We start from the raw sequence: 16,600 nt of genomic DNA, 5'->3' as shown, positions 1-16,600 counted from the left end.
ATTGTACCTTAAATTCAAATACAAACCTAAACCTAACCTATTACAAAGTGTTTCATAGCATGTTTCTCGAAATCTTTTTTCAAATATGCTTAGATCAATGTTCCTTCACACTAAGAAGCGACAACATGAAAATTAAAATGACATTGAGCGCACTAAGTCTTGCGATTTTAGCTGGCTGTGCGAGCACAACAAGCATGAACGATGATGCTGCGGTGGCGAAAGCCTATGACAGCATCAATGCAGAACAACTTGCGTCTCACATTAAAGTATTGGCTTCCGATGAGTTTGGCGGCCGTGCCCCTTCGTCTGAAGGTGAAAAGCTCACACTGGCGTATTTAACTAAGCAATTTAAGGCGCTTGGCTTAGTACCAGGTAATAACGGCAGTTATCTACAAGAAGTCCCGCTGGTCTCAATCGAAGCGGACTCCAACATGAGTTTGAATATTGGCGGAAAAGACTACCAATATAAAAAAGACATGGTGATGGGCACTGCACGTATTAGCGAACTGCAATCACTGGATAAATCGCAACTTGTGTTCGTAGGTTATGGCGTTAACGCGCCAGAATACAACTGGAACGACTATGAAGGCCTTGATGTAAAGGGTAAAACGGTTGTAATGCTCGTTAATGACCCTGGTTTTGCGACTAAAGATCCAGCGGTCTTTACCGGCGATGCGATGACGTACTACGGGCGCTGGACTTATAAGTTCGAAGAAGCAAGTCGTCAAGGCGCTGCTGGTGCCATTATTATTCACGAAACTGCACCAGCATCTTATCCATGGAGTGTGGTTGAGAATTCTTGGAGTGGTCCACAATTTGGATTCCAAAAAGAAAACAATAATATGGACAGAGTCGCAGTCGAAGGTTGGGTCACTGTTGATGTAGCTAAAGAACTATTTTCAAAAGCAGGATTGGATTTCGAGCAAGAAAAAGCGAAAGCTGCGATGGGGGCATACCACACTGACCTTAAAGGTCTAGATGCCTCGATTACTGTCAAAAGCAAAATCAAAAAATCAACTTCTTACAATTTCATCGCGACTTTACCTGGCAGCGAAACACCCGCTGAGCATGTAATTTACAGCGCGCACTGGGACCACTTAGGTACCGATCCAAACCGCAAGGGTGACAACATTTATAACGGTGCGCACGATAATGCATCAGGTACAGCTGGCTTAATTGAAGTAGCTGAAGCGTTTACTTCGCTTGCGAAGAAGCCATCTCGTTCGATTACCTTTTTAGCGGTAACCGCTGAAGAGCAAGGTTTACTTGGCTCAAAATTTTATGCTGCTCACCCTGTTATCCCGGCCAATCAAACCGTCGCTAATATCAATATGGACAGTTTAAACCTACTTGGTAAAGTCACAGATATTAATGTAGTGGGTATTGGCAAGTCGTCTTTAGACAACACATTAGCAACTGCAGCAAAAGCCCAAAATAGAACTGTGGCTGGAGACCCTCATCCTGCGTCTGGTGGATACTACCGCTCAGATCATTTTGCGTTTGCGAACATGGGCGTACCTGCAATGTACGCGGGCGGCGGAACAACCCCTCGCGATGAAGCCACGGCGAATTACCGAAAACGCATGAGTCTTGTACTTAAAGGTTGCTATCACCAGCCTTGCGATCGTTACCGTGATGAATGGGATTTATCTGGCGCGGTCCAAGACCTACAGTTGTTTTTCCAAGTAGGTTATGACGTTTCCGAACAAAAGGAGTGGCCTACGTGGCAAGCTACTTCCGAGTTCCAAAGAAAGCAATAACACTGATTTATTTTTACGATTGATAATCATTATCATTTGAAATATAGTGCAATGGTGTTCTACTATTGCGCTATATTTTTTATGAATTCAACCACCGCTAATTTAGTTAAAGCCCCTGCCCGACGCGTTGACCGTTCGTTGTTTAGCATCAAACTTATGCTGCCTGCAATCCTTGCTGTCTTAATCATCCACTCCGATACGCGAACCGTTGTTGTATCCGCACTTGCCGATGCTTACTATCAAGTTAGCGTGTTTGTCGCGGCTACGCTTTATCTGTATCATCAATTGAGTAAACGCTTTAATCAAATTGAACTTGGCTATTTAGCGTTGCAAAACCCAACGCTTGAAATTGTTGTTGCTGCAATACTTGGTATATTACCCGGATGCGGTGGTGCGATTGTCGTTGTAACGCAGTACACCAAGAATCAAGCAAGTTTCGGTGCTGTCGTTGCCGTGCTTGTCGCAACGATGGGTGATGCCGCCTTTCTGTTACTTGCACAACAACCGCTAACAGCATTTTCAATTATGACTATTGGTTTGATCACCGGTGTACTTAGTGGGTTTGTCGCAAATAAAGTGCTTCCTACTCAGCAGTACAGAACTTCCTTAGAAATCGATTTTCCACTCGCGAGACTCAACACCACAGTACTTGCAATCCATTGCAGGTCGATTTTGGCAGTGGACGCTCTTCCCTGCTCTTGCAATCGCGTTGCTCAGCGCACTAAATTGGGAATTTGGGGCGTTCAAACCTTATATTGACTTGGTTGGAGTAGCATGTTGCTTTGCTATTTCTTTACTCTGGGCAATCACGCCAGCAAACAGCGAGGCGTATCGAGAAGTGCCGTCGCATGACAGTACAACAAAACATTTTGCTTTGATTTCTAAAGATACTCATTTTATTTCTGTTATCGTTTTGAGCAGTTTTATTGCCTTCGCTTTCTTAGAAAACTTAACGCAATTTGATTTTAAACAATGGTTTACGGCACACGGTATATTTGCCCCACTGCTAGGTGCGATTATTGGCCTTATTCCTGGCTGCGGTCCCCAAATTATTGTCACATCAATGTATTTGCAAGGCTTACTGCCATTTAGCGCGTTGGCAGCAAATGCAATCAGTAACGATGGCGATGCATTGTTTCCAGCGATTGCCCTCGCGCCAAAAGCGGCTATCTTGGCATCGATATTGACTTTTATACCTTCATTGGTCGTTGGCTATGTCTCATACGGTGTGTTTGGTATTTAAAATCAGAAAGGCCAGTCCTTCTTACCGTGAAGGGTTAAAACGAACTTGTTTCGACCAATCGCGATGATTTAATACTTGGCCTGACTGTCTTACCTGTCTGATTTTTGTTAAATCGCATGTGCCAAATACCCACTGAGGTACATTTAGGTTTCCAATTACTTGAATTCCCGTTGGTTTAAAGCCTATGTCGATGGGTTCATAGATAGCGGCAGCGCCTATATTTATATCTAGCGCAGGTGACCAAGGTGCATCGCCAACGGTACAGGATTGCACCACATAAATTTGGTTTTCCAAAGCTCGGGCTTGAGACCCAACTTTGACGCGATGAAAACCAGCCAAGGTATCTGTGCAGCTAGGCACCAAAATAACCTCAGCACCAGCCTCTACCTGTTGCCTAACCAATAAAGGAAATTCGCTGTCATAACAAATCGCAATCGCTATTACGCCCAAATGAGTCGTAAAAGTGTTGATTTCCGCGCCCGCGGAAATATTCCAACTCTCGAGCTCGAAACGCGTCATTTGCAACTTATCTTGATAACCAATTAATCCTTCTGGTCCGAACAAAAAGGCTCGATTACGATATTCGCCAGCACCGTTCAAAACAGGAAACGTACCCGGTTGAATTAGCACTTGATGCATAATGGCAAGCTTTTCAAAAAGTGCTGTGAATTGACTCAAAAACTGTTGTAACGCTGGTAGTTGTTTGTGCAAATCAGAGCTTATCAAAGGATCCAATAGCGACGAAAGTTCCATCGCTGCATACTCAGGAAATAGGAGTATCTGAGCGCCTTCATCTACCGCTTTTTGGCACCATAGCTCTGCATTGTCTTTGTATTCATCCCAGCTTCGCCAGGCCGACACCGGATACTGTGCGGCTGCAACTTTAAACGAGGTTTGTTTTGAAATATCCATCACAGTGACTTCATCCAAAATTGCATCGTTTTTGCGGTATCTACTGATTTATCGATATCCTGCCAAACATACTCACACGTCAGTCTCGTTTTTGAATAACCTTGCGACATCCAAAAAGGATCTAGAGTTTTATAATCACTCGGTTTTAACGGGTGTTGTTCCTCTCGCACAACAGCACAAAAACAAACGTGTTTTATTCCCTCGATTTGCTTTGCATGCGCTTCTCGCTCTTCAAAAAAGCGCTTTCCCAATCCACGTCCCCGATATGCAGGAAGTAACACAGATTCGGCACAATAAAAGATCTCGTCGACGTTGTAACCTGCATCAATAAACGGTTGTTTGAACTCAATTGTTTCTTCACTTAAAGGTAAGCCTGTGGATGCCCCCACCACTTTGCCATCATCAAGAATAAGTACAACAAGGGCGCCATTACTTTTAGCATACGTACTTAAATAGGATTTTTCATACTCAAGCGTACCTTCATACAAATACGGGAAGTCTCGGAAGATGGCTATACGCAGTACTGCTAACGCATCTAAAAATTCGCTAATTTGCGCACCGGTCACAACCTGAATTTGTGTCATAGCAAGTTTCTCTTATTCTTTTATATTCAAAGCACATGATAACAATGGATATGTGCAACAAAAAAGGAGCTTTCGCTCCTTTTTCATTTTTAGCTCATCGCCATCATCATCTTGGCAGGCTCTTCAAGATAGGCCTTCCAAAGATTGTTGAATCTTGCAATGGTTCCACCATCAATCACTCGGTGATCACCAGACCAGCTCACTTGCATAATCGCGCGGGCTTCCACTTCACCTTTGTCGTTAAAACGAGGAAGATGCTGCAGTTTACCGAGCGCAACTATCGCGACTTCCGGTTTATTGATGATAGGCGTCGCCGTTGTCCCACCTATTGCACCGATGTTGGAAATGGAAATTGTGCCACCTTTCAAGTCATCCGGTGAAACACGACCTTCACGTGCAGCTTCGGTTAAACGGGTCACTTCGTTTGCTACATCAACGATAGATTTATTTTGGCAACCTTTGATGTTTGGTACGAGCAAACCAATCTTCGAATCCACCGCCATACCAATATTATGGTCATCGAAGTACGTGAGACTCAGTGCAGTCATCGTTCACTTGCGAATTCAATACAGGGAATTCTTTAATTGCCAACGACAATGCTTTGATGAAAAACGGCATCATGGTCAATTTCACGCCTTGCTTCGCATATTGATCTTTCATACCCGAACGCAGCGCAATGAGATTCGTAAGATCAATTTCATCACTAAAGGTAAAGTGAGGAATCGTAGACACAGATGCAACCATCTGTTTTGCCATCGCAGCCTTAATACCTTTTATCGGCTCAACGCGTTTTCCGCCAGAAACCACTGGTTTGGTCTGGTGTGTGCTGCTTTGAACTTCGGTTGCTGTTTTTTCAACTGTCTTAGTTGGCTGTGCAACTTGACCTGTCAGAAAGTTCGCAATGTCCTCTTTGTAAACTCGACCATTTTTACCTGTGCCTGGCACCATTCGGATATCAACACCCGCTTCACGCGCTTTACGACGTACCGCAGGTGACGCCACCGCTTTTTCGTTAACGATAGTTGAATTACTTGTCGCGACGTTTGTGGTCGACGCTACTGCATGTTCTGCTAAGACCGGTTTTGTCGTTGGCGCACTTGATACGTGTCCAGCTTGCGTAACACGCATTTGAAAAAGTGGGCTGTGCACTTTAGCAATGTCACCTTTCGCGTAATAGAGTTTTTCAACTACGCCATCATATTTTGCAGGGATTTGCACAAGCGCTTTGTCAGTCATCACATCACAAACAGCTTGGTCTTCTTTGATTTCGTCCCCTTCCGCAACGAGCCATTCAACAATCTCACACTCCACGATACCTTCACCGATATCAGGCAATATGAAATCTTCAATTGCACCATTCGTGCTCGCTGGCGCATCCGCTACGAGGTCGTCATTTGCAACACCTTGGCCGGCCACATTCATTTCAAATAGTGGAGAATGTACCTTTGCGATTGCACCTTTGTCGTAATACAACTTTGTGATCACACCGTCATGAACCGCTGGAATTTGCACTAATGCCTTGTCAGTCATCACATCACAAATAGGCTGGTCTTCTTTAACTTCTTCACCAACTGCAACAAGCCACTCAACGATTTCACACTCTACGATGCCTTCACCAATATCTGGTAAGATAAAATCTTGTGCCATGAGAACTCCTTAAAACTCGACTGACTTTTTGATTGCAGCGAAAATTTTCAATGCGTCCGGAACGTATTCTTTCTCGAGCGCCAGTGGGTACGGTGTATCAAGACCACACACACGAAGAATAGGCGATTCAAGATGTAAGAAACACTCTTGTTGAATTGTCGCTGCGATTTCAGCACCGAAACCGTTTGTAATCGGAGCTTCATGGCTAATGACTAAACGACCAGTCTTCATAACAGATTGCGCAATCGTTTCAACGTCCCAAGGTAAAATAGTTCTAAGGTCGATCACTTCGCACGAAATACCAGCCGCTTCTGCTTTGTCTGCTGCTTGCTCAAGAATTTCCATTTGCGCGCCCCACGCAAGAAGTGTGACGTCTTTACCTTCACGTACAATTTCCGCTTTTCCTAATGGGATTGAGTAATCGTCCTCAGGAACTTCACCAACTGAGGCACGGTAAAGACGTTTAGGTTCAAAGAAAATAACTGGGTTGTCGTCTTTGATACATGAACGAAGCAAACCTTTCGCTTGATACGGGTTACGCGGTACAACTAACTTCAAACCTGGCGTATGGGCGAAATAGGCTTCTGGCGATTGAGAGTGGTATAAACCACCAGCGATACCACCACCATATGGCGTACGAATGGTTAAGTTACCCACGTTAAATTCATTACCACTGCGGTAACGGAATTTTGCTGACTCGTTTACGATTTGGTCAAACGCTGGGAAAATGTAGTCTGCGAACTGAATCTCAGCAAGCGCCGGTGCGCCAAATGCGGCTAAACCATTTGCAAAGCCAAGAATGCCTTGTTCCGTAAGCGGTGTGTTAAACACACGGTGCTTTCCGTATTTCTCTTGAAGGCCGGATGTCGCTCTAAATACGCCACCGAAATAACCCACGTCTTCACCGAAAATACACGCTTGCGGGTGTTCTGACATCGTGATATCCAACGCCGAGTTAATGGCGTGTAGCATGTTCATTTTAGCCATTATTTAATTCTCCCTGCGGTTGTTGGATACGCATCTGGATTCTGCAAAATGTGCTCTTTTAGTTCTTCGTATTGTTTTTGAAGCGCTGGGATTGGCGTGTCATACACGTCTGAAATCAAATCTTCTAGTGGTGGTTTTGCAACTTTCTCTGCCACTTTAAGTGCGTTAAGGATGTCTTCACGAAGCTTTTCTTTGACAGCTTCGTCTTCACTAAGATCAAGCCAACCTTGGTTAAGTAGCCATTTCTTAAACCGTTCGATTGGGCAGTTGTCTCTAAATTGTGCTTCTTCGTCTTTACTACGATAACCCGATGGGTCGTCTGATGTTGAGTGAGCACCAAGGCGATAAGCGATGGATTCAATCAGAACCGGTTCACCGTTCTTACTTGCTATTTCTCTTGCCAACTTCGTTGCTGCGTAAACAGCAAGCGCATCGCCGCCATCCACTCGAATTGTTTTGATGCCGTAGCCAACGCCACGTGCCGCGATCCCATCACCTTTAAATTGCTCATCGGCTGGTGTTGAGATTGCATAACCGTTATTGCGCGCAAAGAAGATTACAGGTGAACCGTGTACCGCCGCCATGTTTAGACCAGCATGGAAATCACCTTCCGATGCAGCGCCCTCACCAAAATAACAAATCGTGACTGCATCAATTTGCGAGTTTAACTCGCCTGTTTTCGCGTCAATGTGCTTTAGTTTCTGACCGTATGCATAACCGGTTGCTTGCGGTATTTGCGTACCGAGAGGTGATGAAATAGTGAGGTAGTTTAGTTCGTTAGAGCCGTAATGGATGGGCATTTGACGGCCTTTACCCAAATCTTTCTCGTTCGAGAACATTTGGTTCATGAACTGCTCTAATGTAAATCCTCGGTAAGCGAGTGCAGCTTGCTCTCGATACTGGGCCATAATCATGTCTTCGTCTTTAAGCGCCGCTGCACTTGCCGTTACAGCAGCTTCTTCACCTAGACATTGCATGTAAAAACTAATACGTCCTTGACGTTGCGCCGCTTGCATACGCTCATCAAGAAGGCGAATAAAACGCATTGTGTCATAAATACGAAGCGCGGTGTCTTTATCGAGGCTCAGGCGCGTGCGCACCATCGATTAAGTTACCATTTTGATCAAGTAACGTAATAGTTGGAATGTTTAGCGCATGACCATCGATAAATTCAAGCGCGTGACTCAGATTTAGCGAAACGTTATTGGGGTTAGTCATAACCTACCTTCTTTTGTTGTCACGATTATTCTGCAACTAAAAATTCAGCTGAACTTCTATCCGCTATTTTGTAAGGATAATCTGTGCGGCAAATGCATAATTATTAAATTAAAGCTTTCGCCACTTTACGTTAACGTAAAGTGTTATTCAACTAATCCTAGTCGAATAACCATGAAATTGCCCTATTTAACTGGAAAGATTTCAGTACATCTTTGTATTAAAAGGCTTTTACTCTGGTATGACCTGTTAAGGCATTTGCAATTTGGCAGGGAAAAGAGATCAATAGAACTGGGTGAAATGTTGCTTAGCATGATTGACTATTCAAGTCTTTTCGATACCAATACCAAGCAACACAATATTCGATTCGTGAATTGCTCGTTACACAAATCGCTCGTCAATAGCCATTGGCAACACTGTTAAGATTGCACGCTGTCCAATCGCTACACTCGCATTGGGAAAGATAATCGCCTCGCCGTCTACTTCCGCAAAGATTTGATTTTCACCGTCCGTTGCAAGCAATTCACCTTTGTTGAAGCTTTCGAAATTAACCACGTCATCTGCAAAGGCAAGTGTAAAATCGTCTTGCGTTCGGTTTATTGTGCGATGCACGTTGAAAACCTCATAGTCACTTGCATTAAATTCGCTGTATTTAATTTCATCTTGAATAATTAATGCTTCCAGCGTGACTTTTGCATCGTCGAATCTCGTCATGTCATTTTGACCAAAAGGCTGCACTTGTCCGAGTCTCAACAGTAAACGCATCCGCACCAAACTCATTTGACGAAAAATAGCTAAATGTCGTTGCTGGTGATTGCATCATCAATACCGTATTCACTCCGCATGCACCTAGAAACTGTAATTGAGATTTCTTCCATGGCTTGCCATGTAAGTAGGGGTAAACTGCGAACTTTTCGTTTTTTGATCCCCGGATAGCAGTATGGAGGTCGTAATGGCAACGCATTCTTTCACCGTCAATTTGAGTAAAGAAATCGCGTACATAATCTTCTAATTTTTTTGCCCGCTTGCGTTCTTCGTTTACTAGTCCTTCGCCTTTACTATGGCTACCACTGAAAAGTCGGTTCATGTTCTCTTCAACAAAGCGCTTTTCAATATTCATTGACGCAGGATTACCAAAAATAAACAATACCCGATGCGTCTGCGGTCAGCTCTTCGCGGATAAGCTTTTCAATTAACTCAGCGCAAATTTCAATGGGCGCAGTTTCGTTACCATGAATACCCGAGGATAAAACTATGTCTTTATCGCCTAATTCCGCTGGCGTAAACTCAATGACACCCGTATCACGAACGACTACTTTCGTTCCATTGTTTAGTTCAAATTGACTTGCTTCTAAATGCCATTCGTTTTGTCGAGTAAGGGTTAAAAAATCACCCGTCTGTTTTAATTTGTCTAGGTACATACTGTCACCTTGTGTGAGAGATATAAAAAAAGGCCATACGAACGTATGGCCTTATTTGTAAATGGAGTTAGCGGATCACGCTATCGACTAGCGCTTTCGCTTCTTTTTCTAGTTCGTTTAAATGAGCTTCTCCTTTAAACGACTCTAAATAGATTTTATAGATTTCTTCTGTACCGGATGGACGAGCTGCAAACCATCCCGACTCCGTCACAACTTTTAAACCACCTATCGCACCGCCATTACCAGGCGCATGCGTTAAGATTTGAGTGATCTTATCACCTGCCAGTACGTCCGCTTTTACATCCGAAGCGCTTAATGATTTCAACTTCGCTTTTTGTGATGAACTCGCTGGCGCATCGATCCGTTTGTAAAGTGGCGCACCAAATTTGGCTTCAAACTCGCGATAGCGTTCTGATGGAGTCTTACCAGTTACAGCGAGTATTTCAGCCGCTAGCAGTCCTAGAATAAAACCGTCTTTATCGGTATTCCAAACAGTACCATCTTTACGTAAAAATGAGGCTCCAGCGCTTTCTTCACCACCAAACGCTAAAGTGCCTTGCGCTAAACCATCAACGAACCACTTAAAACCAACTGGTACTTCGTAAACGTCTTTACCAAGATCATTGACTACTTTGTCTATCATGGCACTGGATACTAACGTTTTGCCGACTTTAAGGTTATTTGGCCAGTTAGGTCTTTGGTTCATTAAGTAATCGATGGCAACGGCAAGATAATGGTTTGGATTCATTAGTCCATCTTTCGTTACTATGCCATGACGATCGTAATCAGGATCATTACCAATACCGATATCGTATTCATCTTTTAACGCAATCAAGTTGGCCATCGCGTAAGGTGAAGAACAATCCATGCGAATTTTGCCATCTTTGTCCAACGGCATAAAAGCAAATCGCGGGTCCACGTCTTCATTAACAACCGTAATGTCTAATCCGTAATGAGTTGCGATCACCGGCCAAAAATTAATGCCTGAACCACCGAGAGGATCAACACCTATCTTTACATTTGCTTGTTTGATCGCATCAAAATCGATGATATTAGACAGGTCTTCGACGTAAGGCGTTATTAAATCTTCGTATTTAATAAAGCCTGAACGGCGGGCTTTCGCATAAGGGAATAGTTCAACCTCGACCAAATCTTCAAGTAAAAGTTGATTGGCTCTGTCTTCAATCCACTTAGTCACCTCTGTATCAGCAGGTCCACCATTTGGTGGATTGTACTTAAATCCACCATCTTCAGGTGGGTTATGTGAAGGAGTGACGACAATCCCATCCGCAAGTTCATGAGGATAAGCTTTGTTATGCGTAACTATGGCATGGCTGATAACAGGAGTTGGCGTGAAATCGTCATTTTCCTGAGTAATAACCTGAACCTCATTCGCAACAAGTACTTCGACCGCCGAATTAAACGCCGCTTCTGAGAGCGCGTGTGTATCTTTGCCTAAGAACAATGGGCCAAAAATATTGTTGGCTTTACGATAATCGCAAATAGCTTGAGTTACAGCCAAAATATGTGATTCGTTAAACTTTACATTGTAAGAACACCCACGGTGACCCGAGGTGCCAAATTCAACGCACTGTTCTGGAAATTGTTCAAGGTCAGGCTCATTAAGATAATAAGACGATACAAGTTTAGGAATGTTTACCAGTTCTGATTTCGGAGCAGGTTTACCAGCACCAGGGTGAATTGCCATAGTTTGTCCTTTTTAGTCCTTACAGGTAATCGCGGATCTTTTCAGCTTGATCTTCAGAATAGCCTAAAGATAACGCAACCTCATGCAACATCATTTTCTTTCTGGTTGTGTTTGAATTGGTCATGACCCAAAATTCACTGCCTTCAATTTGTTTTGGATTCATACTGCTACCGCTTTCAAGAAGTTCTTCTTTGCTCATGGCGAAGTAAATGCGATCTCTACCTTTAATATCAAGCACGGATTTGAATGCACCTTTGTGCGTACGATAAAAAGCAGACAAAATAAATAAGAAACGACCTACTACGCCTTTTTGCATCGCAAGTTCTTCTTTATTTAGCACATTGAATACACTAGCTGCAGGCTTTGACACAGATGTGACAACCGGCTTTTCTTTTACTTCTTCAACGACCTTAGTTTCTTTTTCTAACCCTACTGTATCTGGTTCTAGTTTTTTAACAGTTGCTTTAGCTGGGTCTAGATTTAATAAACGACGAAGGATCTGAGAAGCACTTTCTCCAATACTTTGGGTATTGCTTGCAATGTATTGATATAACTCGTCATCTATTTCTATGTTTTTCATTTTATTCCTACTACTGACTTTTACTTTTCAGTTTGATCGATTATATCCTTATTTGATCATTTCCTCTACGGCTTTGAAAAACCGTTTGATACTGGCAAAATAGCGAGTAATTCAAATCTCTGACATTAAGTTATGCTGCTCAACTACAAACTTACCCAAGCAACAAACCAAACATCTACTTTGCCCGTTGTTTTACTACATGGACTATTTGGATCATTAGAGAACCTGAACATCATTGGGAAGGCGTTAGGCGAGAACTATGACATAATTAACATGGACTTGAGAAATCATGGACTTTCCCCTCACGCGGCTACGCATAATTACCCAAGTTTAGCGAATGACGTTGTGGAAACGCTTAAAGGCCTAAATATCGAAAAAGCCTATATTGTTGGCCATTCAATGGGTGGAAAAGTCGCGATGCAAATCGCGCATAGACACCCAGACATGGTCGCGAAACTGGTTGTTTTAGACATCGCACCCGTTGCTTATCATAGTCGACATGATGCCATTTTTAGCGCGCTCAACGCTGTTGCTAACGTCACCATTTCAAGCCGTACTCAAGCAGACGAAATAATGTCTGTCTATATCAAGGAAATGGGCGTACGCCAGTTTTTGTTGAAAAGTTTGCAAAAAAACGATTCTGGTGAATTTAATTGGCGTTTTAATTTAGATGTATTGAGTGCACAGTATCAAAATATTTTAACAAATATAGATGCAAATGATTCTTGTTTGTGTGAGACTCTGTTTGTGAAAGGTAGTGAATCCGACTACATACTGGTTGAACACCGTGATGTCATCGCTAAATTATTCCCAAATTCCAAAGGCCGAGTCGTTCATGGCGCTGGACATTGGCTCCACGCAGAGAAGCCATTAGTAGTAAATAAGGCGATTATTGATTTTCTTCAATAATCAAGCTGATTTTACAATCGAAGGTTAAATTTCTCGAATTGAATGTGTTATAGTACGCCGCGTTTTATTTATGGGTTTTTGAAGCATGGTTGACATCTTTATCAACGAAATTGAAACCATTGGCCTATACTTCGGCTTAGCTGGAATATTCTTTCTTATAGGCATGGCAATTCAGGACGTTCTAAAAAAAGGTGATGTGCCGAAATTTGGCCGTCAGATCGTTTGGTTGGTATTGTTCCTCGGCTGTGCTGGGTTCATTGCTAAAGGCCTTATTCAAGTATTTTGGCAAGGTGCGGGTGTCGGTTAACTATGGCCAAGTCGGACGCAGATAGGACTACGATTGACCTATTCGAAAATGAAAAAAAGACCTGGCAGGCCAAAAACCAATCCCCTACCGAGGGAAATGCAATTAAAGGTCAACAAACGAAATCAGATGAAACGAGACAGAAGCTCGTGGCCTCAAGCGAATCGAATTCAAGGTCTCATCTGAGTTGTATCAAGCATTAAGTGATATGGCTGAAGCGCAAAATTTGAGTCGCAGTGCGCTTATCGAAACCATATTGCAAGAAAAATTAGCGATTAATAGATAGAAGGTAAACACGTACATGGCTAGTGTAGGTATTTTTTTCGGAAGTGACACAGGCAACACAGAACACGTTGCAAAGATGATTCAAAAAGAGCTTGGTAAAAAATTAGTGGATGTTAAAGACATCGCTAAGAGTTCAAAAGAAGACATCGCAGAATTCGATCTGTTACTTTTTGGTATCCCTACTTGGTATTACGGTGAAGCGCAATGTGATTGGGATGATTTCTTCCCTGAACTTGAAGAAATTGACTTCGACGGTAAGCTAGTTGCGATTTTCGGCTGTGGTGACCAAGAAGACTACGCTGAATACTTCCTTGACGCGATGGGCATGGTAAATGACATCGTGACGAAAAAAGGTGCTATCGTCGTTGGTCATTGGCCAACGGACAGCTACAACTTTGAAGCATCAAAAGGCCTTGCTGACGCAAACCATTTTGTTGGTTTGGGTATTGATGAAGACCGTCAACCTGAATTAACTGAAGAGCGCGTTAAATCATGGTGTAAGCAAGTTTACGAAGAAATGTGCTTAAGCGAGCTTGAAGACTAGTTCATTGCATTTTTTGCATATCAAGTCACACCGAGTTATGCTAAGTTGGTCCAGTCGTGCGGACTGACAAAAATAACACTATAAAGATAAAAATTGAGACAGATTTAATGACTGATCATAATTTAGAACTTAAAAAAGCCGGGTTGAAGGTCACACTACCACGCATCAAGATTCTGGAAATCCTCCAGTCTCCTGATAATCAACATATCAGCGCAGAGGATGTATACAAAATCTTGTTGGACAAAGGTGAAGAAATTGGCCTTGCAACGGTTTATCGAGTTCTAAACCAATTCGATGACGCGGGTATTGTGAGTCGTCACCATTTTGAAGGCGGCAAGTCTGTATTCGAACTTTCTGGTTCATCACACCACGATCACCTTGTTTGCCTAAAATGTGGTCGTGTAGTTGAATTTGAAGACGAGGTTATCGAATCACGTCAGGATCAAATCGCTGATAACAATGGCATTCGTTTGACGAACCATTCTTTATATCTCTACGGTGAATGTACAGATATTGCAGCGTGCAAAAAGTACGCTGAAGAAAATAGCAATTAACTAATTGATATAAAAAAACCGGCAATTGCCGGTTTTTTTATATCTGGATAATTCACACCGCTCAAATATTCAATCTGAACGGTGTAAATAAAGGCTTATTCGCCTTGGTCCATTTTGGCCCATGAATCACGTAGACCAACTGTTTGGTTAAATACCAACCCTTCCGACTTGTTATCACGGCAATAGTAACCTAAGCGCTCGAACTGATACCCTTGCTCTGCTTTCGCATTTGCAAGCGATGGTTCAACTTTCGCGCCTTTAATGATAACTAACGAGTCAGGATTCAACACATCAGTGTAATTGTCCGCCGCAGCTGGATTCGGCACACTAAACAAACGATCGTATTGACGCACTTCCGCATCAATTGAGTGAGAAGCACTAACCCAATGGATCACGCCTTTTACTTTACGGCCATCACTTGGATTCTTGCCAAGCGTTTCAGCGTCATAAGTACAGTAAATAGTTGTGATGTTACCTTGCTCATCTTCATCAAAGCGCTCAGCTTTAATTACGTAGGCATTACGCAGGCGTACTTCTTTACCCAGTACTAAACGCTTGTAGTGTTTGTTCGCTTCAACACGAAAATCTTCACTTTCAATGTAAAGCTCCTTCGTGAAAGGTAATACACGCGAACCCATACTTTCATTATTCGGGTGGTTTGATGCGTTGATCTCTTCCACTTTGCCTTCGTCAAAGTTTTCAATAACCACTTTAATTGGGTCGATTACGGCCATCGCACGAGGTGCATGCTCATTCAAGTCTTCACGTATACACGCTTCTAACATGCCCATCTCGACCATGTTGTCTTGTTTTGTGATACCGATTCGTTTGCAGAATTCGCGCACTGAAGCCGGTGTATAGCCACGACGTCGAAGACCCGCAATCGTCGGCATACGCGGATCGTCCCAACCGTCGACTTGGTTATTAACGACTAAGTCATTTAACTTACGTTTCGACATAACCGTATATTCAAGGTTCAGACGCGAGAATTCGATTTGCTGTGGATGGCATTCAATCGAAATATTGTCCAACACCCAATCGTATAGACGACGGTTGTCTTGGAATTCTAATGTACAAAGCGAATGCGTGATCCCTTCCAATGCATCTGAAATACAGTGTGTGAAGTCATACATTGGGTAGATGCACCATGCATCACCTGTTTGATGATGGTGTGCAAACTTAATACGGTAAATAATTGGGTCGCGCAGCACGATAAACGAGCTTGCCATATCAATCTTTGCGCGAAGAACACATTCGCCTTCTTTAAACTCACCATTGCGCATTTTTGCGAACAACGCCAAATTTTCCTCAACTGGCGTATCACGGTATGGGCTGTTTCTGCCTGGTTCAGTCAATGTACCACGGTATTCACGCGCTTCTTCCGGCGATAAGAAACACACATACGCAAGACCTTTTTGGATAAGCTCCACAGCGTAATCATGTAACTGTTCAAAATAGTTTGATGAATAACAGATATCACCATCCCAGTTAAAACCTAACCACTTCACATCTTCTTGAATCGATTTGACGTAGTTAATATCTTCTTTTTCTGGGTTTGTGTCGTCAAAACGTAAATTACATAGGCCCTGATAATCTTTTGCGATACCAAAATTCAAACAAATAGACTTTGCGTGACCAATGTGTAAAAAGCCATTCGGCTCCGGCGGAAAACGCGTATGAACGCTTTGGTGTTTTCCACTGTTTAAATCCTCGTCGATAATAGTACGAATGAAGTTACTTGGGCGATTTTCTATCTCCGCCATATGAGAAGCATCCTCTATGCAATGCAAATAAATATCGCCACATTATTACAAAAACTCTGCGCAACATACAGAGCTAAGAATCGATAAAACGCGAAAAGATCCCCTTTTTATTTGACCTTCATTGGATAAATAACAAACAAATGGCAAAAGTGTGACGAATTTTGTTCTAGCGCAATAAAAAAGT

Annotated in this window: 15 protein-coding genes and 3 pseudogenes; 8 read left to right on the top strand and 10 right to left on the bottom strand. The window is 42.8% G+C overall.

What is annotated here, in order from left to right; translation table 11 throughout:
• Positions 1-125: 125 nt before the first annotated feature.
• The 3 genes from J5O05_RS00700 (at position 126) to J5O05_RS22280 (ending at position 3,003) form a co-directional block, all read left to right on the top strand.
• The gene (locus J5O05_RS00700; RefSeq protein ID WP_208843163.1) at positions 126-1,760 is read left to right on the top strand and encodes a M28 family metallopeptidase; all 1,635 of its coding nucleotides are present in this window, start codon (positions 126-128) and stop codon (positions 1,758-1,760) included.
• A gap of 81 nt (positions 1,761-1,841) precedes the next feature.
• Complete coding sequence (locus J5O05_RS22285) at positions 1,842-2,519, top strand: putative manganese transporter (RefSeq protein ID WP_208843162.1); 678 nt, start codon at positions 1,842-1,844, stop codon at positions 2,517-2,519.
• The gene (locus tag J5O05_RS22280) at positions 2,410-3,003 is read left to right on the top strand and encodes a putative manganese transporter (protein WP_208843161.1); all 594 of its coding nucleotides are present in this window, start codon (positions 2,410-2,412) and stop codon (positions 3,001-3,003) included. The genes J5O05_RS22285 and J5O05_RS22280 overlap by 110 nt, the downstream gene beginning before the upstream one ends.
• A gap of 21 nt (positions 3,004-3,024) precedes the next feature.
• On the opposite strand, the gene J5O05_RS00685 is transcribed toward J5O05_RS22280, so the two are convergent.
• From J5O05_RS00685 to seqA, 9 genes and pseudogenes are all read right to left on the bottom strand, one after another.
• The gene (locus J5O05_RS00685; protein WP_208843160.1) at positions 3,025-3,933 is read right to left on the bottom strand and encodes a carbon-nitrogen hydrolase family protein; all 909 of its coding nucleotides are present in this window, start codon (positions 3,931-3,933) and stop codon (positions 3,025-3,027) included.
• Positions 3,915-4,499 (bottom strand): GNAT family N-acetyltransferase, encoded by a 585-nt coding sequence (locus J5O05_RS00680; protein ID WP_208843159.1) that lies wholly within the window; start codon positions 4,497-4,499, stop codon positions 3,915-3,917. Before J5O05_RS00680 ends, J5O05_RS00685 begins: the two co-directional genes overlap by 19 nt.
• A gap of 89 nt (positions 4,500-4,588) precedes the next feature.
• Positions 4,589-5,047: a 2-oxo acid dehydrogenase subunit E2 gene (locus J5O05_RS22980; RefSeq protein ID WP_482817159.1), complete on the bottom strand. Its 459-nt coding sequence runs from the start codon at positions 5,045-5,047 to the stop codon at positions 4,589-4,591.
• Complete coding sequence (locus J5O05_RS22975) at positions 5,016-6,146, bottom strand: biotin/lipoyl-containing protein (RefSeq protein ID WP_482817158.1); 1,131 nt, start codon at positions 6,144-6,146, stop codon at positions 5,016-5,018. Before J5O05_RS22975 ends, J5O05_RS22980 begins: the two co-directional genes overlap by 32 nt.
• 9 nt (positions 6,147-6,155) lie before the next feature.
• The gene (locus J5O05_RS00670; protein WP_208843158.1) at positions 6,156-7,133 is read right to left on the bottom strand and encodes an alpha-ketoacid dehydrogenase subunit beta; all 978 of its coding nucleotides are present in this window, start codon (positions 7,131-7,133) and stop codon (positions 6,156-6,158) included.
• A pseudogene (locus J5O05_RS00665) lies at positions 7,133-8,351 on the bottom strand (thiamine pyrophosphate-dependent dehydrogenase E1 component subunit alpha). Before J5O05_RS00665 ends, J5O05_RS00670 begins: the two are co-directional and overlap by 1 nt.
• 378 nt (positions 8,352-8,729) lie before the next feature.
• A pseudogene (astE, locus tag J5O05_RS00660) lies at positions 8,730-9,769 on the bottom strand (succinylglutamate desuccinylase).
• A 67-nt stretch (positions 9,770-9,836) separates the two neighbouring features.
• Entirely contained in the window at positions 9,837-11,477 is a 1,641-nt protein-coding gene (pgm, locus tag J5O05_RS00655; RefSeq protein WP_208843157.1) for a phosphoglucomutase (alpha-D-glucose-1,6-bisphosphate-dependent), read from the bottom strand.
• Positions 11,478-11,496: 19 nt separating this feature from the next.
• Positions 11,497-12,057, bottom strand: a complete 561-nt coding sequence (gene seqA, locus J5O05_RS00650; RefSeq protein ID WP_208843156.1) for a replication initiation negative regulator SeqA — start codon at positions 12,055-12,057, stop codon at positions 11,497-11,499.
• A gap of 132 nt (positions 12,058-12,189) precedes the next feature.
• Between seqA and J5O05_RS00645 the strand changes: the two genes are divergently transcribed.
• The 5 genes and pseudogenes from J5O05_RS00645 (at position 12,190) to fur (ending at position 14,653) form a co-directional block, all read left to right on the top strand.
• Positions 12,190-12,966: an alpha/beta fold hydrolase gene (locus J5O05_RS00645; protein WP_208843155.1), complete on the top strand. Its 777-nt coding sequence runs from the start codon at positions 12,190-12,192 to the stop codon at positions 12,964-12,966.
• A gap of 85 nt (positions 12,967-13,051) precedes the next feature.
• On the top strand, positions 13,052-13,273 hold the full coding sequence (locus tag J5O05_RS00640; RefSeq protein WP_208843154.1) for a DUF2788 domain-containing protein: 222 nt from the start codon (positions 13,052-13,054) through the stop codon (positions 13,271-13,273).
• 2 nt (positions 13,274-13,275) lie between these two features.
• A pseudogene (gene ybfE, locus J5O05_RS00635) lies at positions 13,276-13,556 on the top strand (LexA regulated protein).
• Between the two features lie 15 nt (positions 13,557-13,571).
• Entirely contained in the window at positions 13,572-14,099 is a 528-nt protein-coding gene (gene fldA, locus J5O05_RS00630) for a flavodoxin FldA (protein ID WP_208843153.1), read from the top strand.
• Between the two features lie 107 nt (positions 14,100-14,206).
• Positions 14,207-14,653 (top strand): ferric iron uptake transcriptional regulator, encoded by a 447-nt coding sequence (fur, locus tag J5O05_RS00625; protein WP_208843152.1) that lies wholly within the window; start codon positions 14,207-14,209, stop codon positions 14,651-14,653.
• Between the two features lie 95 nt (positions 14,654-14,748).
• Here fur and glnS read toward each other — a convergent pair whose 3' ends face one another.
• Complete coding sequence (gene glnS / locus J5O05_RS00620) at positions 14,749-16,416, bottom strand: glutamine--tRNA ligase (RefSeq protein WP_208843151.1); 1,668 nt, start codon at positions 16,414-16,416, stop codon at positions 14,749-14,751.
• Between the last annotated feature and the right edge of the window lie 184 nt (positions 16,417-16,600).

Source organism: Pseudoalteromonas xiamenensis (genome assembly GCF_017638925.1).
Lineage (GTDB): Bacteria > Pseudomonadota > Gammaproteobacteria > Enterobacterales > Alteromonadaceae > Pseudoalteromonas > Pseudoalteromonas xiamenensis.
The sequence above is the reverse complement of the archived record's forward strand: the minus strand, read 5'-3'. Positions and strand labels throughout refer to the sequence as shown.

What these genes read in the sequence shown, in the direction of transcription:
- J5O05_RS00700 (WP_208843163.1), top strand. Translation starts at nt 126, where the DNA reads ATGAAAATTAAAATGACATTGAGCGCACTAAGTCTTGCGATTTTAGCT.
- J5O05_RS22285 (WP_208843162.1), top strand. Translation starts at nt 1,842, where the DNA reads ATGAATTCAACCACCGCTAATTTAGTTAAAGCCCCTGCCCGACGCGTT.
- J5O05_RS00680 (WP_208843159.1), bottom strand. Translation starts at nt 4,499, where the DNA reads ATGACACAAATTCAGGTTGTGACCGGTGCGCAAATTAGCGAATTTTTA.
- J5O05_RS22980 (WP_482817159.1), bottom strand. Translation starts at nt 5,047, where the DNA reads ATGACTGCACTGAGTCTCACGTACTTCGATGACCATAATATTGGTATG.
- J5O05_RS22975 (WP_482817158.1), bottom strand. Translation starts at nt 6,146, where the DNA reads ATGGCACAAGATTTTATCTTACCAGATATTGGTGAAGGCATCGTAGAG.
- J5O05_RS00670 (WP_208843158.1), bottom strand. Translation starts at nt 7,133, where the DNA reads ATGGCTAAAATGAACATGCTACACGCCATTAACTCGGCGTTGGATATC.
- pgm (WP_208843157.1), bottom strand. Translation starts at nt 11,477, where the DNA reads ATGGCAATTCACCCTGGTGCTGGTAAACCTGCTCCGAAATCAGAACTG.
- seqA (WP_208843156.1), bottom strand. Translation starts at nt 12,057, where the DNA reads ATGAAAAACATAGAAATAGATGACGAGTTATATCAATACATTGCAAGC.
- J5O05_RS00645 (WP_208843155.1), top strand. Translation starts at nt 12,190, where the DNA reads ATGCTGCTCAACTACAAACTTACCCAAGCAACAAACCAAACATCTACT.
- J5O05_RS00640 (WP_208843154.1), top strand. Translation starts at nt 13,052, where the DNA reads ATGGTTGACATCTTTATCAACGAAATTGAAACCATTGGCCTATACTTC.
- fldA (WP_208843153.1), top strand. Translation starts at nt 13,572, where the DNA reads ATGGCTAGTGTAGGTATTTTTTTCGGAAGTGACACAGGCAACACAGAA.
- fur (WP_208843152.1), top strand. Translation starts at nt 14,207, where the DNA reads ATGACTGATCATAATTTAGAACTTAAAAAAGCCGGGTTGAAGGTCACA.
- glnS (WP_208843151.1), bottom strand. Translation starts at nt 16,416, where the DNA reads ATGGCGGAGATAGAAAATCGCCCAAGTAACTTCATTCGTACTATTATC.